The sequence below is a fragment of the Clostridium pasteurianum BC1 genome, from assembly GCF_000389635.1.
In the GTDB taxonomy this organism is placed as follows: Bacteria; Bacillota; Clostridia; order Clostridiales; family Clostridiaceae; genus Clostridium_I; species Clostridium_I pasteurianum_A.
In genome coordinates, this window is the sequence record NC_021182.1 from 3,510,995 (window position 1) to 3,535,698 (window position 24,704).

General features: G+C 30.0%; 23 protein-coding genes. All 23 read right to left on the minus strand.

The window, feature by feature from the left end; genetic code table 11:
- Positions 1 to 70: 70 nt before the first annotated feature.
- A complete protein-coding gene (gene argB, locus CLOPA_RS16595; protein ID WP_015616587.1) occupies positions 71 to 949 on the minus strand; it encodes an acetylglutamate kinase in 879 nt (292 codons plus the stop codon).
- A gap of 771 nt (positions 950 to 1,720) precedes the next feature.
- Positions 1,721 to 2,953, minus strand: coding sequence for a YeiH family protein (locus CLOPA_RS16600; RefSeq protein ID WP_015616588.1), 1,233 nt, complete (start codon positions 2,951 to 2,953; stop codon positions 1,721 to 1,723).
- Between the two features lie 263 nt (positions 2,954 to 3,216).
- Positions 3,217 to 4,053, minus strand: coding sequence for a TerC/Alx family metal homeostasis membrane protein (locus CLOPA_RS16605; RefSeq protein ID WP_015616589.1), 837 nt, complete (start codon positions 4,051 to 4,053; stop codon positions 3,217 to 3,219).
- Positions 4,054 to 4,134: 81 nt separating this feature from the next.
- Positions 4,135 to 4,461 carry a divalent cation tolerance protein CutA gene (cutA, locus tag CLOPA_RS16610; RefSeq protein WP_015616590.1) on the minus strand — a complete coding sequence of 109 codons (327 nt, stop codon included), beginning with the start codon at positions 4,459 to 4,461 and terminating at the stop codon, positions 4,135 to 4,137.
- A gap of 9 nt (positions 4,462 to 4,470) precedes the next feature.
- Positions 4,471 to 4,809, minus strand: a complete 339-nt coding sequence (locus tag CLOPA_RS16615; RefSeq protein ID WP_015616591.1) for an arsenate reductase family protein — start codon at positions 4,807 to 4,809, stop codon at positions 4,471 to 4,473.
- A gap of 108 nt (positions 4,810 to 4,917) precedes the next feature.
- Positions 4,918 to 5,799, minus strand: coding sequence for a LysR family transcriptional regulator (locus CLOPA_RS16620; RefSeq protein WP_015616592.1), 882 nt, complete (start codon positions 5,797 to 5,799; stop codon positions 4,918 to 4,920).
- A gap of 239 nt (positions 5,800 to 6,038) precedes the next feature.
- Entirely contained in the window at positions 6,039 to 6,752 is a 714-nt protein-coding gene (locus CLOPA_RS16625; RefSeq protein ID WP_015616593.1) for a DUF3298 and DUF4163 domain-containing protein, read from the minus strand.
- A gap of 172 nt (positions 6,753 to 6,924) precedes the next feature.
- Positions 6,925 to 7,728 carry a protein-glutamine gamma-glutamyltransferase gene (locus CLOPA_RS16630; protein ID WP_015616594.1) on the minus strand — a complete coding sequence of 268 codons (804 nt, stop codon included), beginning with the start codon at positions 7,726 to 7,728 and terminating at the stop codon, positions 6,925 to 6,927.
- Entirely contained in the window at positions 7,725 to 8,714 is a 990-nt protein-coding gene (locus tag CLOPA_RS16635; protein ID WP_015616595.1) for a hypothetical protein, read from the minus strand. The genes CLOPA_RS16630 and CLOPA_RS16635 overlap by 4 nt, the downstream gene beginning before the upstream one ends.
- Before the next feature lie 295 nt (positions 8,715 to 9,009).
- Positions 9,010 to 9,993, minus strand: a complete 984-nt coding sequence (locus tag CLOPA_RS16640; RefSeq protein WP_015616596.1) for a D-isomer specific 2-hydroxyacid dehydrogenase family protein — start codon at positions 9,991 to 9,993, stop codon at positions 9,010 to 9,012.
- Between the two features lie 190 nt (positions 9,994 to 10,183).
- Entirely contained in the window at positions 10,184 to 11,440 is a 1,257-nt protein-coding gene (locus tag CLOPA_RS16645; protein ID WP_015616597.1) for a radical SAM protein, read from the minus strand.
- Between the two features lie 524 nt (positions 11,441 to 11,964).
- The gene (locus tag CLOPA_RS16650; protein WP_015616598.1) at positions 11,965 to 12,687 is read right to left on the minus strand and encodes an EcsC family protein; all 723 of its coding nucleotides are present in this window, start codon (positions 12,685 to 12,687) and stop codon (positions 11,965 to 11,967) included.
- Positions 12,688 to 12,865: 178 nt separating this feature from the next.
- On the minus strand, positions 12,866 to 14,107 hold the full coding sequence (locus CLOPA_RS16655; protein ID WP_015616599.1) for a hypothetical protein: 1,242 nt from the start codon (positions 14,105 to 14,107) through the stop codon (positions 12,866 to 12,868).
- Between the two features lie 421 nt (positions 14,108 to 14,528).
- The gene (ablB, locus tag CLOPA_RS16660; RefSeq protein WP_015616600.1) at positions 14,529 to 15,377 is read right to left on the minus strand and encodes a putative beta-lysine N-acetyltransferase; all 849 of its coding nucleotides are present in this window, start codon (positions 15,375 to 15,377) and stop codon (positions 14,529 to 14,531) included.
- 227 nt (positions 15,378 to 15,604) lie between these two features.
- Positions 15,605 to 16,978, minus strand: a complete 1,374-nt coding sequence (locus CLOPA_RS16665) for a leucine-rich repeat domain-containing protein (protein WP_015616601.1) — start codon at positions 16,976 to 16,978, stop codon at positions 15,605 to 15,607.
- Positions 16,979 to 17,413: 435 nt separating this feature from the next.
- On the minus strand, positions 17,414 to 18,280 hold the full coding sequence (locus tag CLOPA_RS16670; protein ID WP_015616602.1) for a PhnE/PtxC family ABC transporter permease: 867 nt from the start codon (positions 18,278 to 18,280) through the stop codon (positions 17,414 to 17,416).
- Complete coding sequence (locus CLOPA_RS16675) at positions 18,280 to 19,065, minus strand: PhnE/PtxC family ABC transporter permease (RefSeq protein ID WP_015616603.1); 786 nt, start codon at positions 19,063 to 19,065, stop codon at positions 18,280 to 18,282. The genes CLOPA_RS16670 and CLOPA_RS16675 overlap by 1 nt, the downstream gene beginning before the upstream one ends.
- 63 nt (positions 19,066 to 19,128) lie before the next feature.
- Positions 19,129 to 19,893, minus strand: a complete 765-nt coding sequence (gene phnC / locus CLOPA_RS16680) for a phosphonate ABC transporter ATP-binding protein (protein WP_015616604.1) — start codon at positions 19,891 to 19,893, stop codon at positions 19,129 to 19,131.
- 61 nt (positions 19,894 to 19,954) lie between these two features.
- Positions 19,955 to 21,004 (minus strand): phosphate/phosphite/phosphonate ABC transporter substrate-binding protein, encoded by a 1,050-nt coding sequence (locus CLOPA_RS16685; RefSeq protein WP_015616605.1) that lies wholly within the window; start codon positions 21,002 to 21,004, stop codon positions 19,955 to 19,957.
- 353 nt (positions 21,005 to 21,357) lie between these two features.
- Positions 21,358 to 22,194: a PHP domain-containing protein gene (locus CLOPA_RS16690; RefSeq protein WP_015616606.1), complete on the minus strand. Its 837-nt coding sequence runs from the start codon at positions 22,192 to 22,194 to the stop codon at positions 21,358 to 21,360.
- The gene (locus CLOPA_RS16695; RefSeq protein WP_015616607.1) at positions 22,191 to 22,904 is read right to left on the minus strand and encodes a phosphonate C-P lyase system protein PhnL; all 714 of its coding nucleotides are present in this window, start codon (positions 22,902 to 22,904) and stop codon (positions 22,191 to 22,193) included. The genes CLOPA_RS16690 and CLOPA_RS16695 overlap by 4 nt, the downstream gene beginning before the upstream one ends.
- Positions 22,891 to 23,520: a DapH/DapD/GlmU-related protein gene (locus CLOPA_RS16700; protein WP_015616608.1), complete on the minus strand. Its 630-nt coding sequence runs from the start codon at positions 23,518 to 23,520 to the stop codon at positions 22,891 to 22,893. The genes CLOPA_RS16695 and CLOPA_RS16700 overlap by 14 nt, the downstream gene beginning before the upstream one ends.
- Positions 23,517 to 24,692 carry a phosphonate metabolism protein PhnM gene (gene phnM, locus CLOPA_RS16705; RefSeq protein ID WP_015616609.1) on the minus strand — a complete coding sequence of 392 codons (1,176 nt, stop codon included), beginning with the start codon at positions 24,690 to 24,692 and terminating at the stop codon, positions 23,517 to 23,519. Before phnM ends, CLOPA_RS16700 begins: the two co-directional genes overlap by 4 nt.
- Positions 24,693 to 24,704: the final 12 nt, after the last annotated feature.

Below are 24,704 nucleotides of genomic sequence, written 5' to 3' on the forward strand. Positions count from 1 at the left end.
TTTATTTTGAGCCAATAATCAGTTGGGTATAAAACAAGTGAAAATATTTACTTGTTATTTTCTATTATGTTCACGATATCATTGTTCCTATACCTTCATGAGAAAATATCTCTAACAGAAGTGAATGAGGTACTCTTCCATCTATTATATGCGTTCTTTTAACTCCACCATTAACTGCTTCAACACAACAATCAATTTTAGGAATCATCCCTCCACAAATAATTTTATCGTTAATTAATTGGGGTATCTTTTCAACTTTAAGTTCTGAAATAAGTGTACTTTCATCATTTGGATCCATTAATACTCCAGGTACATCTGTAATTAAAATAAATTTTTCTGCCTTCAACTTAGTACTTATCTTTGCAGCAGCTAAATCTGCATTCACATTATAGGGCTTTCCATCTTCCTGACCCAAAGCCACTGTAGAAATAACCGGTATGTAACCTCCATTTAAACAATGTTGTATAATAGAATCATTTACATCAACTATTTCTCCCACGTAGCCAATATCAATTCCATTTTGCAATTCTATTTTTCTTGCTTTTAAAAGATTAGCATCAATTCCACATAATCCCACTGCCTTACCACCATTTTTATCAATTAATGATACTATATCCTTGTTAACCTTTCCTGCAAGTACCGTTTGTACTATCTCCATAGTTTCTTCATCTGTAACTCTAAGTCCGTTTACAAATTCACTTTTCTTACCTATTTTTGATAAATACTCATTTATTTCAGGTCCTCCGCCATGTACAACTACAACTTTAATTCCCACACAATTTAAAAGAACTATATCTCTAATAACTGTATTTTTTAAATCTTCGTTTATCATTGCATTTCCACCATATTTTATTACCACAGTCTTTCCACTATACTTTTGAATATAAGGTAATGCCTGACTTAAAATATTAGCATTATGAATGTTAATATCGTTAATTCCACTAAACATGTAAAACCCCCCTGTATTTCCTATTCTATGTCAAATAATACTATCAATAAGCCTTACTTAGTGAGAGCTTATACACTCACTAAGCTTAGATTAATTATCCCATGGATGTACCGCTGTTATGAACCCCCTTAAAAGAGGCCATGTTACAGTTGTTACCTATTATAAATTATTATGTCCTTTATTATATAGATTTACTTCACTAATAATAATTTGAATTTTTAATTGTAACAACTATATATTATAAACTTAATAAGCATTTATGAAAATGGTAATTTGAAAATATATAATTTTGTTATTAAAATCATACTATGAAAATTATAAATTAATTATTTATAGTAATTTATTGCATTTTTAATAGCATAAAATTAAATACATAATTATACTAAAGTACTAATAAAAATGCATTTTGTTTTAATTATATCAAATTAATACTATAAATAGAATATATACATTTATATATTGACTCAGCTAAAAACTAGAATAATATAACTATATTTGATGCATTGACAATAAAATTGATGTACTATAATAAGTAATTACTATGTGAAATGAGGGAGTATCTTTGATTAATGATAATAATGTATGTGTACAAAATGTTTGTTTCATATTCTGTTTCTTTGAAAAGAGAGAATGGCAACCTAGCGAAGAACCGCCGTTAAATACAATACTTAATACAAACAAAATAACAGCTGAATCAATTGAAAATTTGGGTGATTTTTTAAGCACTAGATTAAAAAGAATTGCTACTATGGTAGAAATTTTACAGAATACTCATGATAATTGGAAACTTGTAGGTAAAAAAGACAGAATTATTATTGATAAAAAGCAGAAGGTAAACGCCCATGTTCTTATTTCTTTAATAGGTGCTATAACATTTTTATTGATTACAGTTGCTGTGTTTGGTAAAACACTGGCAAGAAGAATTGTAAGCAAAATGGATGCAATAAAGAAACCTAGAACAAATTTAGGAAATCTGTGCCAGATCTCTGCCGCATCTGGTTTTGTACCTTCTTCTCTTTTTTCCCATTTTGTAATTGAAATTATGGATAAAACAAAGCACCAAATTCCAATAAACATATCACGACCTATTACTTTCATTAAAGTAAAAGTAGTAAGTGCTTTATCACCAATAGCACTTGCAGCTGTAACTCCTGCTGCATCTGCAAATTCAAAAGTACCAATCCATGCCCCAGCTGGTCCAGCTGGAATACCTGCTATTTTTATAAATATTGATAGGGCAAAAATCATGAATACAGCCCAAATTACTACAATTGAAATAGATACAGAAACCTCTTCTTTTTTTGATTTTATGGCTCCACCAACGGCAATAGCCGCAGAAACTCCACAAATAGATCCACCAGCTCCCAATGTAGCAGCAAATCGTTTATCTGATCCAAGACCTTTTGTAGCCACAAAATAAATTATCAAAAATGTAGAAATGGCAATTACTGTTGCTTGCAAAAAAGCAGTGGGACCAGCCTGTATTATTAGAGTAATTGGTAATGTAGCACCTAATAAAACAATTCCTACTTTCACATAAAGTTCAGTTCTAAGTGCAGTTTCAAGCCACTTTGGAATTGAAAATACATTACTGATTATAAGTCCTACAGCTAAAGCCACAAGTGGTGCTTCCAAATTATAATTTTGTGCCCACTGCCACGCACTGAAGGAATTAATTATAACTCCTAATATAAATATAACTATAAATCCTGGTAAGAAATCAATAAATTTGTAATTCAAAAATAAAATCGCAATGGTAAATAGAACTAGAAAAATTAAGAATAATAGAAGAATAGAAACACTATTGTTTCCCAATGCAGAAAATAGAGTCCCAAAATTAGTCCATTTAGGAATCTTGGCAGTAAATATTTTAATTGAACTTCCAAATAACCAAAGAATAATTGCAAGTACTACAAAAGCTAAGCCAATCCATACTGCCCACCAATCTTCCTTTTTAACTAGATCAGACCATCCACTTCCTTTAGAAGAAAATCTTTCTGACATAAAATAACCCCCTATAAATATTTAATACCAAGTAAACATATTTGTTATTTATGGTAAAGTATAAAACACTTAGAAGTTTCTGTCAAGAATTAATTAGCAATAATTTAAAAAAATATTAACACTTTTGTAAAAAATAATTTTTACTATTCAAAATAAAAAATACTAATAAAATTCATATACTTAAATGATTTTATTAGTATTAATATTGGGTAAAAAATCTTATTTCTGTTTTGAAACAAAATATATTCAGAAGATAACCTTTGTTATTCAAAAGCTCCATTTTCTTTAGTAAATACAGATGCCAGTATACTTATTGCCAGAATTCCCACAATAGCAAGTATTGATATTAATATGGATATTTCAATATGGAAAAACAATATGGATAATTTTATGCCAGTAAAAGTAAGTATTACTGCAACACCATATTTAACATATTTAAAGGATTCCTGCAGTTTCTCAAGTAAAAAGTACAAATTTCTAAGTCCTAATATGGCAAAAATATTTGAACTATATACTATAAATGTATCTGTAGATATTGAAAAAATAGCAGGTATTGAATCGATAGCAAATAATATATCTGATCCTTCTATGAAAAATAATATTGCAAATAATGGGGTAGCGTAGAGTATACCTTTCTCTTTTACAAAGAATTTTTCTCCTTCAATATTATTTTTAACAGGTATAATTTTATTTAGTACTCTTATCAACTTACTTTCCTTAAAATCAATTTGATTGTCTTCTTCTTTTTTCAATATCATCTTTATACCACTTATAATAAGTACAATACCAAATACATATAATATCCAGTGAAACTTATCTACTATAGCTACACCTAATATAATAAATATTAATCTTAATATAATTGCACCAAATATTCCATAGTTTAATATACGTCTTTGATATTCAACTTTAACTCCAAAGCTAGAAAAAATTATTAAAAATAAGAATAAATTATCCATACTAAGACTTTGTTCAATTACATATCCACCTAAGAATTCAAGTGCCTTTACTTGTCCCATAAATAAATAAATTCCAATATTAAAAATCATTGCAGCTGCAACCCAAAATAAAAATCTTGATAATATTTTTTTCGTTGACAATATAACTCCTCCTAAAATTTTAATATAACTATTCTCTTTTAATTAACCTTTAATTTGATAATTAATCCAGAAAATCACAACTTATTCTATAAAATTGGGGACTACATTTATAACTGGTACTTCATAAGGATGTACTCTCTTTATTACTGCTACAACTTCTTTTAAAATTTCATTCTTACAAGAAAATTCAACTTTACACTCTTCTGCCTTTGATAACTTTCCTTCTTCACCATTGAATGGATTAGCCCCTTTTAAAGGTCGCCAATAACCTGTAACTTTAGATACAGCCATACAATTATCATAATTACCACCTATAGTCAGTGCTCCTATGTTATTTAAGCTTTCTCTTAATCTCTCCACATATTCTTCTGGTATAAATATTTCTACCTTAAAAAATTTAAAATCCATATTACTCTCCTATTCCCAAGCTTTCCATACTTCTGGTACATAACCTACTGTAGCTTGTTTTCCATTACGTACTATTGGAGTCTTATATAATTTAGGATTATTCAGAAGAATTTCCTCTTTTACATTATTATTTCTTATCTGCTCTACATTTAGGCTTTTGTATTCTTTAGCCTTTATATTAATCAATTCATTAATATCCACAGAAGCCCGTACACTTTGCAATTCCCTTTTACTTAAAGCTTTTTCATTTAAATCTATAAACTGATACTTTATTTTTCTTTCTTTAAAATATCTCTCAGCTTTTTTAGTATCAAAGCATTTTTTTACACCAAAGATTTGAATATTCATTAATAATCCCCCAAATGAAAATTAGTTATATGACAAATAGTATATCAAAAATAAATAAAAAAGATAATCTAGTATTTGAAAAACTCTATATGCACTATTAGTTAAAATCTATTTTAAACAGAAATCTACAAAAGTCTGTGCAGCAATAGACAAAGGTAATTTCTTATGAGAAACAATACCTATAGTTCTCTCAGGTATTGCTGGTTTAATAGGAATTTCTATTAATTCTCCAGTTTCAAGTTCTTTCTCAATAAAATTTTTTATTACCACAGTAATTCCCAAACCTATTTTTGCAAATTCAATTAAAAAATCCATACTACTTATTTCTATCTCAGGTTTTATAATTATATTATTATCACAAAAATATTTATCAATATATTTACGAGTTATATTACCAGGTTCAAGCAACATAAGATTATACTTTTGAAAAGCCTCATTTAAACTAATAATTTCTCCTTCTTTAATATATCCTTTTCCAGCCACAAAAATATCCTGTATAGTATCCAGCTCTATAAAATTATAGTCACTACAATCAAAAGGATAACTTATAATTCCAAAATCAATTTCTCCTTCATCTACAAGTTTTAAAGTATCAAAAGTTGTCTTATTAATAATTTTAATTTGTATATCCGGATACCTACTTATAAACTGTTTAAGTTTAGGTATAAGAAAATATTGACAAAGAGTAGTACTCACTCCTAATTTAATGATTCCTTGCTCTCTTTTTTTTAATTTAGATAATATTTTTTCTCCTGTATGTATTTCCTGCATAGCCTTATCTATATATTCAAAAAATATATTTCCCTCTTCTGTGAGTTTTACACCTCTGGAATTTCTTGAAAATAATGTAATTCCAGCAGCACTTTCCAGTTTTTTTATAGATTTGCTCACAGCCGGCTGGCTTATATACAATATATCAGCAGCTTGAGAAATATTTTTACAGCAGGCTACGGTATAAAAAATTCTATAAAGTTCTAAATCCATATTCATAAAATAACTCCTAGTTATGATAATCTTAGTTAGTATATGATTTAATTATATAACAATAAAATTTATAATAGCAATAAAAAATTATAATTTTTTATTAGAATATTAAAAAGTACTATCAAGTTATTTAGGCTCATAACTTTGATAGTACTTTAGGGTTATAAAATCTAATAAATATAAAATTAAAGTTAGTTTTTAGGAAGATTTGAAATTACATTAATATAAATTGTATTTATTTTTCCTTAGGCCTCATTCAAAAATCTTGCTATAGGGCTTAAAGGTGTAATAAAATTAGAAATCTTACTATATGGAATTTCTATCTTAAATAATCCGTAATAATAGGGGGTATATTCATAAACCTGGTAGTAAAGCACTAAACTGTTTGGTGTAAGATAATATTGCTGATCTGGAGTAATTCCGTTATACTGGTTAATGAGTTCAATGTTATTTTCTTTAATATATTGTTCTGCCAATTCATTTAAAAAACCCACATAGTATAATTTAGGATTAAACAAATCACTAAAGCTGTAAATCTCACCTGTTTCTACATTTACGGTTATAGAAGAATATGCTGTAAATCCATGAGCGGCTCTATTTACATAAGTATAGAGACTAAATAATGCACTCAGTATTCCCTTTTCATTTAGTGTTACTACATAAGTTCCCAGTATCTCATTAAAATCTGTAACCTCAGGAAGCAATACTTGACTCCTAAAGAGTCCATTTACTTCTTCCAAAATGCCATTATTAATCTTAGCTATATTTTCTTTGTTATTAGCATTTGGGATAACAGGGTAATCTATGCTAAACTTATCAGGCATAAGATTTTGCTGTTGTAATTGAACCCCATCCTGTGGATCATTATTTTCGTACTCATTACGACTATAATCTTCAGAATAAATGTACTCTGAGTCAAGTAAATAATTGTCCTCAGATGGATAGCTAAAATATATCATTTCTAGTTCCTTCCATATCATACTTTCATAATATATTATTCTGAGAACCACCAATATGTCACCCATACTTTTCTAATTTAAATGTAATACAGGATATTTTCATATGCTGATTCTTTACTTGAGCTTGCAAGTCTGACAAGATTTAAATGTAATGCAGGATGTTTTCATATTTCTAATGATGCCTATGTTCTCTTCTTCTCTCTGATCCCAATGACCTGGAAGAGGACTTAAGATAAATATATGCCAAATGTTTAAAGTCCGGTCTTGTAGCAGAATTCAGCAAATAAGCTGACTGTCTTGATCCCATAAACCTTTCCTCATTTAAAGCTTTAATTATTTCATCTGCAGTCTTTATGCCTATTCCATGTCCATAATACTTACCATTTCCAAGGACAATTACATTCTCCCCCTGCCACTCTGGAGTCAAAGGATTCACCTGTGGATTCTTAAAATATCTACAATCTCCTGGCAAAAAATCTGCTATATCATCACTAATATCCAGGCCAAGATTTCTATCCATATAATGCCAGTTCATTAAATATATATTTGGAAATGTAGCATCAAGAAGTCTTCCCCCAAATGAATCAAGAACAGCTTTATAATACACAATAACCATGGCTGTAGCACATTCTGTGGCGTACTTATGGCTATTCTTATAAATATCATTTATAGCACTAGAGGCATTCACTCCATTTTTCAATAAAAAGCCACCTTGAGGTGTCCTTTCCCAGTAATCTGGATTACATTTTGATTTACGGAAAACGGCAAAATCAAAATTACTTTTACCTAGATCTATAGCTGCATTTACAATATTTCTTCTTAAGGTAAGTTCAAATTTTAATTCATCTACTGAACCATAATTATAAACCTCATTACTTGAAGAAAGCTTTTCTAGAACATATCTTTCAATACTGTTATTTTTATATTGATCTATTATTGTATTTATGTTGAAATTATCACCTGAAATCTTAATCATTGTACTCCTCCTATCTTAGCAATCTTTATCTGATCCTCTAAAGAATAGTGGAGCCATACATCCCATAAATATATATTTTTATGATGTATTCTCAATGAAAAATTTGAGAGCAATATCTTTGTATCATGATCTAATTTTCTAAACTCATTTAATAGTTGATTTTCCTCTCTAGATGGAATGCTTAAGGCTTTTCCCGTTTCACAGCATATATTTTTACACAAATATTTCCCCTCTAAAACTACCTTATAAGGTCTAGGATTTGTTGTCTGCTGAAAACTTTCTCCTGTATATTCCAAAAATGTACTGTTTTCTTTCATCCAATTTAGAAAAGTCGTATATTTTCTTTCCTTGCTAATATTCCTGCCTATTTCTGGTATGAAATTCAACAGTCTGGTTGCTATTTTAACATCCTCTTCCACAGAAGACAATAATCTTTCGCCAAGAATCATTAAGGTCTGAGGATCTCCTACTTGAAAAAAGGCCCATACTAAATCATGTACCAACAATCCTTTTTTATATCTTTCAAAAATCATACTTGCTATAATATTCAGTATAGTTTTGTCTTTATACATTTTTGTCAAAAGTACGGCATCAATATCCAATACTCTGTCATAGTCATCATTCATACCATCACTTCTAAAACCAGTTTCCAATATCCATTTTAAAACGAAGTGGATCATTTGTACGTAGTCAAAGGATAACTGTTTTGATGCCAGATTATCTTTTTTATCTGTTAATATTTCCTTTACTATCAATATAGCTATTTTATTTTTCTCAGTAAGACTATTTACCAAATTGTTTTTCTCAATATCATCTCTAAGCACAAATAAGGTAGGAAACTGTAAATTTTCGTCATTAATAAAATTTGTAGCTTCCCTCATATCCTTTTTAGTCAGTTGATCAAAAAAATCTTTCAGATCATCTATTCCCCTGTCACTTCTAACTTTATCCAGAAAACTTATGGAATCTGCATTTGAATCTTGCATGGATATCTGATATCTCCTTTAATATTCCTATCCATACATATTTATTTTTATAAATGTAATTTATACTCTTTTTATTTTATTTTTTTATTTCAGCCTAATTCCATAAACAGAGTTCTTTGTTTCAGGTGGAGTTTTTTTCTCCAGCTGAAACTTAGAAATCGTTATCCAGGGACGTAGCAGCCGTTATCTCCCACTTTGATAGAAAAGCAGAGAACCAAAATCTTTGATTTTGTGTGAATCGCTTTCACAGAGTGCGATGGGAGTATTACGGATGGTAGTCATCGGATAAAATATTTTATTGCGCAACTTCCCATGGATTTTCTTTACCTTCCATAAATAAAACACAGCTTAAAATGGAATGCTCCACCATATCACTTACGGCTTGATCAGTATAAAAAGCTGTGTGTGGTGTTACAATTACATTAGGATAAGATTTTAAAATGGCCAATTCTCTGTTTTTTAGCACTTCACCTTTTAAGTCATTATAATAGATACTTGATTCCTGTTCAATAACGTCTAAAGCTGCACCACCGATTTTTTTCTGTTCAATAGCTTCAATTAAATCACCAGTGTTAATAAGAGATCCACGAGCTGTATTAATGATAAATACACTATTTTTCATATTTGATATAGATTTATTATTAATCAAATGATAATTATCTTCTGTTGCAGGTACATGCATAGTAATAATATCACTATTTTCAAAAAGCTTTTGTAAAGTTACATAGTTAGTATGTTGCTTTATTTTTTCATTTTCATACAGATCATAAGCTAATACTTTACAATCAAACCCACTTAAATGTCTAATTACCGTCTGTCCAATTCTTCCTGTACCAATAACTCCTACCGTTAAGTTTTGCAATTCTTTCCCTTGAACACCTTTTAAAGAATAATCTTGTACATTACTGCCTTCCATTATAAGTTTTATTTTTCTTATTGCCATGAGAATCATCATAACGGTATAATTTGCCACGCTATTTGGTGAATAGGTTACATTTCCTATATGAACTCCTAATTCCTTTGCCTTTTTAAGATTTATATGATCATACCCTATGGTTCTGGTGGATATAAATTTCACACCAATTTTATAAAATTTTTCTACCAATTCAGCTGGGATTATAGTTGTTATAATACTAATGCAGTCAAATCCCTTGGCCAACTCTGCATTTTCCATAGTTGGTGCTTCTTCACATAGCACAACCTCAACATTATACTTTTTACTGAATTCTTTAAAATATTCAGTTTCATCCGGTCTATGACTATATGCTAAAATTTTCATTATCATTAACTCCTTTATTGCAATATTTTAAACTATTTATAAGTTCTAATATTTTTTTATATTTATAATTATACTCTATATACTATAATAAATTGTCTTTGTTTGTAAAATAATTATTTTTACATACGTAAAGAAAGCCAGCAATGCTGACTTTCTACTATTTTGAGCGCTAATACGAGTTGATTTATGCTTACACCTCAAATTTTTTTAGTTTTTCTTGCTGCGGAGCCTTCCTTCCATCAAAAAAGTCACAAGCTCTATAATAATTTATATCTTTTTTCCACAATTCTCTATACTTTTTATCCTTTTCATTTTTAATTATAAATTTCAAAGGATTGTTAATAGAATTTATTAAGTATCCTATTAATTCAGATGGATCTCTAAAACATTCCCAATCACATTTTTTACAAAATGGTTTTTCCTTTATTGATTTCACATCAAGATTATAGAATTTACCCATATTATCCGTACCTCTATACCCACAAGGATAGGTATTACCATCTTTTGCACTAACAAAAAAGAAATCTATTCCACCTCTACATGGTAAACAATGTTCACCATGTCCTTCATATTGTTTTATAAGTGAATACAGTGATACCAGCGGAGTAAATAATCTGATTTTGGACCTAAATTCTGGAATGGTATCAAGTAATGCCTTGAATACCTGTATTTTTTCTTCCTTTGAAAAAGCTATAATATTATCTGTAGAGGTAGCCCCATAAGTGGCCTGTAAGTCTGTTTTTGAATCATTATCCACACTCATGGGATAACATGCATTTACCATTGTAAATCCAAGATTTATTACAAAACCATAGAACTCTTTAAAAGCATTTCTAAAATCAGTATAAAATTCGTTCTTATCACTCATTTTGCTTGGAATCTTACCAATTCCTCCAGTGTTACGATTTATACCAAGATTTGCAGCAGGATATATACCAAACTCATGAAAAATTGGCAGTGCCTTTTCTATACCTTTAATTACTCCCGTAAGCCCTCGCATTCTTTCATGGGTTTCAGGTTCTGCAGAATCTATGCTTATCCAAAAATTTCGAAGCTTGGTCCTAGAGAGACTTTCTGCCAATCTTTTAATTTTATCCTCAAAACCTAAACTGTCGGAATCCCTAAATATAAATCCATTAGTTCCAGTTCTTATGTATTCTATATTACAATCACCTGCATACCTTATTAAATTTAATATTTCTTCATCATATAAAAAAGGCTCTCCTCCAGTAAAGGACAAAGCTTGAACTCCCTGTTTTGAAGCAGCATCAATTATTTTTTTTACCTCTTCCTCTGAAAATTTTGAACGTTTGAACTGCTCTGTGACTCTCATTCCACATTGTGGACATTTTCCATTACAGCTATCTGTGTATTGAATTATCACCTGTCCAGGAATTCTTCCTCTAATTAATGAAAATGCGTTATCTATACTAGCTATACTCGCCATTCACTTTACCTGCTTTCTGTATCTATTAAATAATAGACATACTATATTCCAAATACGAAAAAAATCTAATATATAAAACCCGTATAATATTAGTTATTTCCAATTTATTTTTTATCCGATAACTAGTCGCTGTAACACTCCACATTCTACAAGGTGGAGATAACAGCGACACGTTCCTGGATAATTCATCTAAATTTAGTGTGAGTACAAATTCCCACTAAATAAGATTCATTGATAAAATCTCTCTAATATAATACTATGCTATAAGAGTGATTTTTTAACGCAGATTTATGTTAAGTTTTAGATAAAACAATGTAAAGTAACTATAAACAGAGTTCTTAGTATCGGTATTTTCGATACTTAGAAATCGTTGTCCTTTAGGGTAAATCGTTATCCAGGGACGTAGCAGCCGTTATCTCCCACTTTGATAGAAGATGGGAGTATACGGATGGTAGTCATCGGATAAAAATATTAACTAGAAAGCATCCTGGTATTTTTTCTTGTTCTAACACAGAAGTTATTTATCAATTAAATTTAAAAATTCTCAATCTATATCCATTCATTGAAGTTTTTCCAAGCTGATTCATAAGTTTATAATTTGCATAAGCTCCTACCATAGCCCCTATCCCAGGAACCATCTGAAGCAGCTTGGCAATATCCATATAGTCTCTGTATTCCTGCTGAAATTCTCTCCAGTCAAAAGCTTCCTTATCTATGGGCAATGTCTCTGAATAATTACTCCAATCCTTAACAATCTTAAAGGTCTCATTCCTCTTTTTCTGACTGGAAAAAGCAAGTTGAAACACATAAAGCATATATAATCTCTCTCTATAATCTTTTACATCAAAGCCATATAAACTTGCACACTGAAACAAAAACTTCATCTTAAGGCTTAAAAGTATAGGAAAATCTGCCAAACTTAGCAGAAAACCTGCACCTCCAGTACCTGCTCCACTAACAGCTGCTGACTTTTTATAAAAATCAATTTTCTCTCTCACCATATTTTCTCTATCTTCAAGAGATCCATCTTTCAATGGTAAAGAAGTAGTATATTCAGATCCAAAAAGTACTGCCTTTATCATATTCTTTATTGCTTCCGTTATTACAGTATGGACTTTATCAGGAATAATATTATTTATCTTATTTTGAGTACCCTTAGTAAATTTTTCTATAATACCAGACTTTTTCATCATCTCTTTCTGCCAATTCATTAATTCTTTAGCAGCATTATCTTCATATCTATTCATAAATAACACCTCAATGTTAAATTTTTTTAGTAAATTAATCTATACACCAAAAGTAACTAATTTCATATTAAATTTCACCTTTTTATACTTATGGCGGATACTTTGATGAAAGTTTATCATATATCTCATTATGATTGAATGGTTTCTACTAATGTTCTAAATCCACATTAAATTTAAATTAGTAACACTTCAAAAATTCCATTACTTTGATCCACGCCAGCTTTGTATTTTGAAAATCCTTAAAGTGCTGTTCCACATGACTGTTATAGTATTCAAGCTCTGTCAAAATACGTTGAAAATCTTTATTTTTGAAATAATCACAAATTTTAGGCACTACAATTGTTAAGTTCTCTCTGATTTTAGTAATCTCTGAATTATAATTTTCTTGGTTGGTTATGTAAGTTAACAGTGGTTTATATCGAATCCATCCAATGGATGCCTTCAGAAATCTTTTTACAACATAACTGTCGTCCACTGATATTTCCTTGAGCTTGATTGGGAGTACTCCCTTAAGCAAATGCTGATAATAGGAAAAACCATCATGAAAGGCATAACATGGAATTTTTGTTACGTCACAATCCCCAATACAGGTACTTAAAAAAGTATCCTCGCCTCTTGCGCCTGGAGGATTGTAAAACGGAAATAATTTATTATAATTTTTTAAATTAAGTCCTAGGTTAGACCCTGAGATAAATTTCATACCATTTATCTCCTGTACCACTTTCCCCTTTTTCCCATATATAATTGAAAGATCGCCATAAGTGACTCCTCCACTATTCATCTTATCCTTAATAGAATCCCAATTGATAATATCATTACTTATGGCTTCAATAAATAGTTTAAAATCATCTTCAGAAAGCTTATTGTTCCATTTAATCTGTGGAATTGGTGAAACATAACCACAATGATAACCATGTGTAATATCGCAACTATTAAGATATTCGATATGCTCCGCCACTATCGATTGACCCATCCAAAATGTACTATTAGCTATTTTCACAGTGGCTATCGGATATTCATCGTCATCAAGAAAAATCAAATAATCCATATTGTACTTTATTGCAAGATACAGAATGGCATTTCTCTTCATTCCATAGCCTTGACCAAAAATAAGTTTTGCTTCTTTATTAGTCAACACCTTATTTTTCACTAGGATTTGTGCTTCTATTTCTATTGACGCATCGCTCATATAATGAGCAGAAACTACCGTGTCCAAAATTCCTTCATCAGTGATTGTATAATCTCCAACTTTTGTGTTTGAATACTTTAGGTCATATGCAACAAATAAATGAAGCGCAATTTTTTCATTTTCTAATAAATTTGATTCATTCCAACTATCAATATATGTTTTTACAACATTTTTGAAGCTTTTTCGCCCACTTACAAATCCTATTCCTACATTTATCTTATTTTTCATCATTTAGTACCTCACTTTTTATAATAGATTATGCTACTAAGCCAACTTTTTACTTGCATACCGTTTATAAGTAAATATAGAATAGTTCTTCCCTATTTATGCAATAATTTTTCATTTTTTATATCAATTTCATTAAACTTCCAATAAGGTTTATATTCTATTATAACATCAAAAATATGGTTTTTGTTAAATATATATACTGCTCAGTTAATATAATCAAAAATTAATACTATCAAATTCTATTAAAATACAATAAATTTAATAGTGTCTTTTTAATGAAATATCATAAATTGAAAAAGGAGCTGTCTCATAGGATCTTAAAATATTTTATTAATTGAAAAAATCAGAGGAACTAATTCCCATTCCTCTGATTTTTATATTATTTAAAAACACGCAAAAGAATCATCCATAATTTCTTGCTCTACTATAATACCTTAACCCAAATATTCATATCTTCAAATCGCCCGCAAATATGACAGTGATTTACCAACCTTCCACTATACTCATAATCATGTTTAGAAAAAACAATATTCATACCTGTCGAAATTGATCTTGCCATACTATAAAGTACTTTATACTGTTTATTCTGCAGTTCTTTCTCAAGCTCAAAAATTAATCGTCCCACCAGACCCTTACCTCTATGCGCTCTATTAGTTGCACAGTCAGTCATTTCAACATTTAGGTTAGTTGGATCCATATCAGCAGAGGCTGCACTAACAATTTTATTTTCATAAACTGCTATTTTAAAAAACACATCATGATCCATTACAAATTTAATATAGTCTGGATTATTCATGGGTGATGGGTAAGTTTCAAAAACACTATCATAGAGTTCTGCTAATTGCTTTGCATCTTCTTTACATGCATTTCTGATGAAATATTTGTTATATGTATCATATTTGTAATTTTCATCTGCATACTCTCTTGATTTGATCAAAACCTCTTCCTCTTCTGGAATAACCATACTCATCTTTCGCTCAGCTGCAATGAACTTAGATAAAAAATAACCAGGTTTCCCATTTAAAAAATTATAAACCTTAGCTTCCATGATAAATCCTTCAGCTTTAAACTCTTCAATTTTCTCTTTAGGCGAAACATAGAAAATTTTTCCTACTTTATTCTTGCTTGATTGAGTCATCAATCTATCAACTAAATTTTTAACCGTTCCCTTAAAACTTACAATTTTAATTTTTTTATTAAACTCATCAAATTTAATCTTTGCAGTTCCTCCAGGGAACTGAATGTTTTCAACCTTAGGTATTTCTAAAAGCATTTGATCACCCCTATTTACTTTAATATATATTAAATATTTGCATTTTTTACTATATTTATTCTTTTTATTAATAGGATTCTATCATGATCCTAAATAATTGCGGTTACTTCTATCAGTTCTAGATTTGTGGATAGCATTATGGTTTTGTGAAATGCAAAAATAAAAATCCCCAGCAGTAAATAACTTTACTACTGGAGATTTTTTACGATTTACCAGGGATTCCATTTTTAAAAATAAATATTCTTAAGCTGAAGTAAAGCTTTCTTTAATGCTTTTTGATCTTCAGCACTAATTTTATTACCTTGTAAGAAAAGATATTGTAAATGAGACATTTTTTTCAATGGATTTATATCACTTATTTGATTGTTTTTTAATTCAAGAAGTTGTAAATCAGTTAATTCTGTTAAGGCACTCAAATTACTTATTTTATTGGAACTTAAAGTGATATTCTGCAATCTAGTCAACCCTTTTAATGGACTAATATCATTTATTTTATTAGATTGCAGTTGAAGATCAAATTGCAGATTATTTAAATTGCTTAGTGAGCTTATATTACTTATCTGATTATCTGCCAGAACAAGACTATTTAATTTACTTAATCCACTTATACTACTTATATCACTTATCTTATTAGATTGAAGACTAAGATTCTGCAAATCAGTAAGTTCTTTTAATGCACTTACATTACTTATTTCATTAGATTCTGCGTATAAATAATGTAAATTAGTTAATTTTTTTAGGGGACTTATATCACTGATTTTATTGGATTGTAAGTCAACACTGTATAAATTAGTTAGCCCACTTAGTGCCTCTATATCACTAACCTTATTAAAATTTAAAGCAAGAGTCTGAAGATTAGTTAATGATTTTAGTGCATTTATATCAGTTATTTGGTTGCTTTTTAAACCAAGAATCTGCAATTTAGTTAGTGATTTCAATGGACTTATATCACTTATATTATTGTGCTCTAGATAGAGTGTTTGTAAGTTAGTCAATCCTTTTAGTGAACTAATATTGTTTATTTGATTATTTCCCAAATTAAGTGTTTGCAGATTAACTAGATTTTCTATTCCACTTATATCACTTATATCCTGTCCACTTGCTGCTAATATCGTAATATTTTTAACATCACTTTTATATAGGACACCTGTTGATTTATGAATACTATACCTTATATTCTTTTCTAAATTTTTATCTTTAAAAGTAATTATGCTGTCGTTAGCCTCACGATTGGATACAGTTACATTAGAAGTAGCTGTCTTTCCTCCATCTACAGTAGTTGCCGTAATCTTTGCAGTTCCAACGCCCATTCCAGTAATCACCCCATCTTCTACCTTTACTATATTTGTATCCGATGATGCCCAGGTAACCGCTTTATCTGTTGCATTATTAGGCGATATAGCATCATTTAAAGTGTACGTATTTCCTATAGCCAGATTATATGTAGTTTTATCAAAATTTACTGCTGAAACCTTAGCATCTTTTTCATTTGCCGTTGACGTTGAATTCTTACTGCCAAAAGCCGTTTTATAAATAGGATAAATACTAATAATAATTAAAACAATAACAATCAAGCCTATTTTCTTTTTTATATTATTCAATTTGACTTCCCCCTTAAATATATATAATAAATTTTATTATTGTCATTTCCTATGAAATTAGAATCTATTGTTAAAGATTAATACATATAAAAAAACGCCGTATATTGGATTTGTTATAACCAATTCTACTGGCAAATTTACAATACAATAAACTACAATATTATATTGATAAAGTGTTATCTTAATTATATACACATTATAATATATTAAATTCTACCTAATACAAAATCAAAGTAAACATATATGTTAAATATAATTATATTGTTTATACTTTTTACTGTCAATATATATTGTGAGTTTACAAATATTTTTAAGAGAATAATATTTAAATTTTTAGCAATAAAATAGCAATATATATAAACTTATAAAAATCATAATTCATAAGCTTAGATATATTGCTTCTAAAAATAATTATTTTTATGAAACTTTTTAAAATTAAAACTGTCTGTTTTTCAATCTATTTGAAAGGAATTCCAAAACAATAGCGAAAGCTATAATTAAATAGGATATAACTCCAACTTCTCGTATGTTATAGTAAAAAGCTCCGGACATAAATAATTCATATCCTATACCACCAGCTCCAGCTGCTGCACCCATAGCTACAGCATTTGTAAAATTGATTTCAAATCGCATAAATGTCCATGCAATAAGGTATGTAACTGTTGAGGGGAAAATTGCTTGGAAAACAATCTGCCACCAATTTGCACCACTTGCCTTTAGCGCTTCTATAACTCCTTCATCTATTTCCTCATAGGATTCAGAATAGGCCTTTATCAAATAGGCAATAGAATGAAAGGTTAATCCTATAACTGCAGCTACGCTTCCAAGACCTGCAGCTACTGCAAATATTAATACCCATAAGACTGAAGGAATAGCCCTTATGAAGGCAACAAAAGTTCTTATAAAGTTTGATACATAGGCATTTGACAAATTCCTTGCAGCAAACAGTCCCAAAAAAAGTGCGAAAACACCACCAAATAATGTAGTTAAAAATGCAAGTGCCAGAGTTATAACTACATCCTGAAAACCTTGAAGTAATGTAAAATGAGTAAGTTTAGGTTGCAAAAACATAACTTTTATATTCTGCAAAGTTTGCACTACAGCACTTCCAAAGTTTAAATCTTTGTAATCAAAAGTTAAAAATCCATATATTGTAAGTATTGCTAAAGTAATCAAAGTTACCTTTATTACCTTCTGCGAAAGTCCTGCAGACTTAATTTTAATTTTCCCAGCTTTTGTTCTATTAATATGTTTTTCTAAGTCAGTGTTAGTATTGATTTTTGATGAATTTGACATTTCCATTATAAAATCACCCTTCTAACATAATTTGATATAAGTTCAATTATTATTACTGATAGTATTATAAATACCACTGCAAGACTTGCAGAATTATAATCCATACTCTTATAGTACATGCTGAAAGTATATCCAATTCCCGTACCAGTAAGTAATCCTATGAGAGTTGAACTTCTTATATTGGTTTCAATCATAAATAATATCCAGCTTATTATTTGAGGTATGCTAGAGGGGATAATTCCCTGTGCTACTATTTGGAAATAAGTTGCCCCTGTTGACTCCAAAGCATCTACAGAATCACTGCTGACTTCATCTATTGTTTCAATAAATGCTCTTGTCAAAATTCCAAAGGTTGCAAAAAATAATGCAAAATATCCCGTTAATGCATTTTGTCCAAAGGAAAGCAACAGCACCATTGCCCAAACAGTATCTGGGATATTTCTAAAAGCAGAAGCTATTATTCTCGTAATAGTACCTATAAAATTATTTATTTTTGTAGTCTTAGATCCAAGCAAACTAAACAACAATGCAAGTATACTAGCAGTAGTTGTAGCTGCTATAGATAGAAAGACTGTTTCTTTCATTTTTGCTATTATAGTTGGTAATTTAGATAATGATTTTTCATTGAGATAAAAATTAGAAGCCGCCCAAATGATTGCATTTGGAATAGATGTAAAACCCAATATTGGATCATAACGTGTTATAGTCATAGCAATAAAAGTCACAATAACTATAACTATCAAAGCTGCTGTAAACTGCCCTCTACGTTTTCTAAATATATCAATGTCCATTCTTAGCCTCCTACCTTATGCATCTTCAAAAAATAATTTAGTCAATTTTATTTTTCAGATCCCTTAATCAGTGATTAATTCGCCCACTTCAGAACCATATATCTCATGTATCTTGTCCTTTGTAAGCTCCTCTGGTTTACCATCAAATATTACTCTGCCATCATTTACTCGTATAATTTTGTCAGAATATTTCACAGCCACATCAACCTGATGTAGATTAAATATACAAGTTATGCCCATCTCTTTATTTATTCCTTTTAAATGATCCATAATTATTCTAGCGGAATTAGGATCTAGTGAAGAAATAGGCTCATCGCAAAGAAGTGCTTTAGGATTTTGAATTAATGCTCTTGCAACTCCTACTCTCTGTTTTTGGCCACCGCTTAGCTCATCACATCTTTTATAAGCCTGTTCATTGAGTCCTAATTTACTTATTATTTGAAATGCCTGTTTCTTCTCTTCTTCATTATATATTCCAAGTACTCCGGCTATGGTGGATTTATATCCTAATCTCCCATGCAGAATATTTTCAATTACACTTAATCTATTTACCAAATTATAATGCTGAAATATCATTCCTATTTTTGTTCTATGCCTTCTTAACTCTTTTCTATTTAAATTTTCTACACTAACACCATCAAATTTAATTTTGCCCTCTGTTGCATCAATCATTCTATTGATACATCGAAGGAGAGTAGATTTCCCAGCTCCTGACGGACCTATAATGGAAACAAACTCTCCTTCTTTTACAGAGAAGCTAACATCTGTTAGTGCCTTGGTTCCACCCTTATATTCCTTGGACAAACCATTTACTTCCAGAATATTCATAGCTAACTTCCCCTCTTTAATTTTTTATTGATCAATAAATCCTTACTTACAACAATAAAAACTATTTTGAAAGTTCTCTTATTGGATTGTACCAAGAATCATCAACCTTTGTAAAATGTTCATTTTTAGTCTTTTCAATTAGTCCTTTTGAACCTTTTTTATAGTATATTTTAGAATCATTTGCTGTAGTATCTGAAGTTAAAGCAGTTTGTATCTTATCAATATCATCCTTATTAAGTGCTCCTGTATTTACAGCAAATGGTCCATTTAATACTGGTGTAACACTAATAAGTACATATTCCTTACCTCTTAAATTAGTAAATGGATCAGACGCATCAGCCTTTACCTTGTAAACGGCACCTACTGTATTAGCTTTTCCAGTTTCAACATCAACATATGGTGCTAATGCTGTATCACAGAAAGCAGCTACATCTGCTTTTTTATTTAAAAGATTTGCTGCTGATACCTGGTGTGATTGGCCAAATAGTACTTCTTTAAAGAACTTATCGCTTCCACCTTCTGACAAATCATCAACCTTTATATTCTTCCATTTATCAGTCTTTGAAAAATAACTTACTATATTTGTAGTAGGTACTTTAAAACCTGAAGTTGAACTATTGGATACATAAGACATTTTCTTTCCCTGAATATTATCTAAAGTATACTTACCATCCTTTTGGTATTGGCTTTCATCGCCCTTATTAACTGACAACCAGCTATAATATATAGCATCATCTAAAGTACCTGAAGCACCCGTATTTACAACTAATGGTAATATTTTAGCATTTTTAGTGTGGGCTTCTACATAACCTTGTCCACCCATGAAGGCTATTTGTCCTTTGCCACTAGCTATAGCTTCTATGGCAATTGAATAATCAGTTGTAGTTTGTTGTTCAACCTTTTTACCAGTAGCATCTGCAATAATCTTACATACTTCATCACGAGCATCCTTATAGTCAGCAGCGGATTCATTTGGATACCATACTACATTGATAGTGTCATATGGCTTTACATTATCCCCAGATTGATTTGAAGCGCCTGACCCTGAACATCCTGCTAATACTGCAACTGCAATAATAAGATTTGTAATAACTAATAGAAGTTTTTTCATTAATTTACCCCTTTCAAATTTGAAAAAATTTTTATTATTAGGTTAAGACAGGTTATTAGTTCGTTTCTTTCAATGATATACATTTATTGTCAAGATAGATGATACAGTACTTATGTTAATTAACTATTATACGAATGTAATGTTTATTTTAAATTTTCTTATTAATCTATATATTCCAGCATTTGTTTTAATATTGTTAGCTTAAGGCATATTCAAACAAATAACTAGTCAGTATGCTAGTCTATTTTGAATCCTACCGCGTCAACAGAACCCTCAGATAGCCCACTATCCTCAGAACCTGTTTCCTTGTGCGATTCAAAATATCCGTCGCATCTTTGACTTGTTATTTATTTTCAGATGCCTAAACCAATTATTTCAGAATCAAATACATACAAAAATTCCTTAGGACTTAATATTTGTCCAATATTTATATCTGTACCATAGTCTCCATGAAAATCACTGCCTCCAGTAGCTATTAAATTATATTTTCTGCAATATTCAACAACCTTTTTGTGATCTTCTTCGCAGTGATCTTCATGATACAGTTCAATGCCGTCTAATCCTGCTTCAACAAGCTTTTCAATAAAACTATAGGAATCCAATTGCCCAGGGTGCGCTAATATTGCAATGCCCCCATCTTTTTTAATAGCTCTTACTGCTTCATAGGCATCAGCATATTCTATATCTCTTGCACATATTCCATCTCCCTTAAACAGCCTTCTGTATAAATCTGAATATATTTTATCAGTATAATTTTTATCTATTAGTTCAGCCATAATATGTTGTTTATAAATAACTTCACTACTCTCAGCTCTAGCATATATATTACCTATATCCATTACATAACCATTTTTTATAAGCTGCCTAATTTGCCATAATGAATTTTTATGCCTATTCTGTAAAACTACATCGCAAATTTTTCTGATATTTATTCCTTTAAGATCAAAATTAAATCCTAAAATGTGAATTTTCTTCTTACTTTGAGGATCACAGGCAGATATTTCGATACCCGGAATTATCCTTATCCCTGCACTTTTACCTTTCTCAACTGCTTCTCCCAATCCTTTAACTGTATCATGATTTGTAATTCCAAGATGGGTAACACCATTTTTTATAGCTATATCTATAACTTCTTCTAATCCAAAGGATCCATCAGAAATATTTGTGTGAACATGAAGATCCGCTTTCATATGAATTCCCCCGCCTGCATATTATATTTCTTATCACAAAGTCCTTCCATGAAGTCAATATCATGAAATATTCCTATCATTGTAGTCCCTTCAATTTTTAACTGTTTTATAAGTTCCTTTACCTTTTCCTTAGAATAATTGTCTAAACTGGCAGTTGGTTCATCTAAAAGTAATAACCTTGGATGCTTAACCATTGCCATTGCTATATTTAGACGTAATTTTTCTCCCCCTGAAAAATTATTTGGATAGCTGTCCCACAGTTCTCTGTCAAATTCAAAATGTCCAAGCATTTTTTCTGCCTCCTGTGAAGCATACTCTTTACTATAACCCATTTCTAAAACTGAATGTTCAACAATTTCCTTAGCTGTAGTTCTTGGCATGCTATTAAGAAATTGGGACACATAACCAATTTCATATTTTCTCAAATATAGCATTTGTCTTTCTGATATGTCTAAAATATTAATCAATCCAAACTTTTTAGATTCATACCATATACTGCCTTCATCAGTTGTGTAAGTTCTATAAATACACTTAAGTATAGTGGATTTTCCACTGCCGCTTTTACCTGTAATTCCTATGAATTCGCCTTTATTTAAAGATATATTAATGTTTTGTGATGCTTTTATATGTTTTCCTAAATTGTGAATAGTAAAAGTTTTATATAAATTTTCTATTTTTAATAACTGCTCCACCCTATCACCTACTTTCATAATGCTTTTCCACAAAGTCATCTATATTCAATAAAAAATCATTGAAATTTTCCTTTATCTTTTTATGAGACCAATTCCACCATTTAATGCTTTCCAATTTATAAATGATATCATCATTAAACCTCTTTCTAATTATTTTTGCTGGTACACCTGCAACTATGGTATAGGGCTCCACATCTTTTGTCACTATAGCTCCACTTCCAACTATAGCTCCATTTCCTATGGTTACACCAGGCATAATAATTGCACTGTGACCTATCCAAGCATCATTTTCAATATATGTTTTACTACTTTTTCTCTTTTCAAAAAATTCTTCATCATCTTTATCATCAAAACCATACATCTTCCTTCTATAGGTAAAATGATGTAAGCTAGGCCTTTCCATAGGATGATTTGTAGGTCCTATTCTCACCATGGCAGCAATATTAGTAAATCTGCCTATTTCAACGTTTTGCAGAAAACAAAATTGTCCTGTATAGGAGTAATCGCCAAGAACAACATTTTCATAGAAATTAAAAACCCCAACCTCTGTAAATTCACCCAGTTTTGAATTTACAATTTTACAGTTCTCACCTATTAAAGGTTCTATTGTCAGTACTTTTTCCTCAGTATTCATATGCAGTAATTAGTCCTTGAGGTTAATTTTCCATCAACAAAAACTGATGTAATCACTGGGAACTCATTATCTAATTTTTCTATTATAATTATATCTGCCTTTTTACCTTCCTCTATGGATCCTATAGTTTTATCCATATTTACTGCCCTGGCTGGATTTATTGTAACCAGATTAAACATTTTATTTATATCAAGACCATGCTTTTCATTGAGTAAAAATACTGCATGAAGCATAGCTGCTGGATAATAATCACTGCAGAGTATGTCAATATAATTATTTTTTATACCCTCTACTGCACATAAATTACCTGAATGAGACCCACCTAATAGTACATTTGGCGCTCCTGCAATTGTATACATACCCATTTCCTTAGCGAATTTTGCCACATCTAAAGTTATAGGAAATTCACTTATATTTGCACCATAATTTTTAACAACTTCTAGTTTTTCCACACTATCGTCATCATGAGAAGCTATGGAAATATTATTTTTCATTGCTAAAGCTGCAATTTCCTTTATAGTTTCATCTGTTATTTTTTCCTTAGTCTCCCTACTATTAATGATTGTTTCTATTTCCTCATCAGATATATGTCTATACCCTCTCAGTGTTTTTCTATATACTTCCAAGCTTCTGTATTGACCCTGACCTGGAGTATGATCCATAAAAGAAATCAAATTAACTTTACCATCCTTAATATATCTTTTTATATTGTCAATTTGATTAACATTATCTATTTCAATTCTTGCATGAAAATTATGCCTTATAAGAGGTTTATTTTTATGCAATACATTAATAGCATTAATCATTTCTCTCACATTTTCAGGATTTCTTATGGGCACATTTTTAAGTTGATTTTCATCCATAGTAATAGAATGAAACATAGTTGTTATTCCCTGATTAATTAAAATTTTTTCTTCCTCTCTTAAGCTTATTGAAAAATCCATTATTGATGTTGGTCTTGGTGCAGTCATAGTCTCAATATAATCTGAATGTATATCAATAAATCCTGGTGCCACATACCCGTTCTTAGCATCAATTACTTCTTTAAAATAATTACTCCTAATCTGTCCCTGCTTTCTTATTTCTTTAATTGAATCATCTTCAATTAATAGATCATAACCTTCTAATATTTCATTTTCAGTTACTATTCTCCCATTTGTAATTAAATACACTGGCCATACCTC

What these genes read in the sequence shown, in the direction of transcription:
- argB (WP_015616587.1), bottom strand. Translation starts at nt 949, where the DNA reads ATGTTTAGTGGAATTAACGATATTAACATTCATAATGCTAATATTTTA.
- CLOPA_RS16600 (WP_015616588.1), bottom strand. Translation starts at nt 2,953, where the DNA reads ATGTCAGAAAGATTTTCTTCTAAAGGAAGTGGATGGTCTGATCTAGTT.
- cutA (WP_015616590.1), bottom strand. Translation starts at nt 4,461, where the DNA reads ATGGATTTTAAATTTTTTAAGGTAGAAATATTTATACCAGAAGAATAT.
- CLOPA_RS16615 (WP_015616591.1), bottom strand. Translation starts at nt 4,809, where the DNA reads ATGAATATTCAAATCTTTGGTGTAAAAAAATGCTTTGATACTAAAAAA.
- CLOPA_RS16620 (WP_015616592.1), bottom strand. Translation starts at nt 5,799, where the DNA reads ATGAATATGGATTTAGAACTTTATAGAATTTTTTATACCGTAGCCTGC.
- CLOPA_RS16625 (WP_015616593.1), bottom strand. Translation starts at nt 6,752, where the DNA reads ATGATATATTTTAGCTATCCATCTGAGGACAATTATTTACTTGACTCA.
- CLOPA_RS16630 (WP_015616594.1), bottom strand. Translation starts at nt 7,728, where the DNA reads ATGATTAAGATTTCAGGTGATAATTTCAACATAAATACAATAATAGAT.
- CLOPA_RS16635 (WP_015616595.1), bottom strand. Translation starts at nt 8,714, where the DNA reads ATGCAAGATTCAAATGCAGATTCCATAAGTTTTCTGGATAAAGTTAGA.
- CLOPA_RS16640 (WP_015616596.1), bottom strand. Translation starts at nt 9,993, where the DNA reads ATGAAAATTTTAGCATATAGTCATAGACCGGATGAAACTGAATATTTT.
- CLOPA_RS16645 (WP_015616597.1), bottom strand. Translation starts at nt 11,440, where the DNA reads ATGGCGAGTATAGCTAGTATAGATAACGCATTTTCATTAATTAGAGGA.
- CLOPA_RS16650 (WP_015616598.1), bottom strand. Translation starts at nt 12,687, where the DNA reads ATGAATAGATATGAAGATAATGCTGCTAAAGAATTAATGAATTGGCAG.
- CLOPA_RS16655 (WP_015616599.1), bottom strand. Translation starts at nt 14,107, where the DNA reads ATGATGAAAAATAAGATAAATGTAGGAATAGGATTTGTAAGTGGGCGA.
- ablB (WP_015616600.1), bottom strand. Translation starts at nt 15,377, where the DNA reads ATGCTTTTAGAAATACCTAAGGTTGAAAACATTCAGTTCCCTGGAGGA.
- CLOPA_RS16670 (WP_015616602.1), bottom strand. Translation starts at nt 18,280, where the DNA reads ATGGAAATGTCAAATTCATCAAAAATCAATACTAACACTGACTTAGAA.
- CLOPA_RS16675 (WP_015616603.1), bottom strand. Translation starts at nt 19,065, where the DNA reads ATGGACATTGATATATTTAGAAAACGTAGAGGGCAGTTTACAGCAGCT.
- phnC (WP_015616604.1), bottom strand. Translation starts at nt 19,893, where the DNA reads ATGAATATTCTGGAAGTAAATGGTTTGTCCAAGGAATATAAGGGTGGA.
- CLOPA_RS16685 (WP_015616605.1), bottom strand. Translation starts at nt 21,004, where the DNA reads ATGAAAAAACTTCTATTAGTTATTACAAATCTTATTATTGCAGTTGCA.
- CLOPA_RS16690 (WP_015616606.1), bottom strand. Translation starts at nt 22,194, where the DNA reads ATGAAAGCGGATCTTCATGTTCACACAAATATTTCTGATGGATCCTTT.
- CLOPA_RS16695 (WP_015616607.1), bottom strand. Translation starts at nt 22,904, where the DNA reads ATGAAAGTAGGTGATAGGGTGGAGCAGTTATTAAAAATAGAAAATTTA.
- CLOPA_RS16700 (WP_015616608.1), bottom strand. Translation starts at nt 23,520, where the DNA reads ATGAATACTGAGGAAAAAGTACTGACAATAGAACCTTTAATAGGTGAG.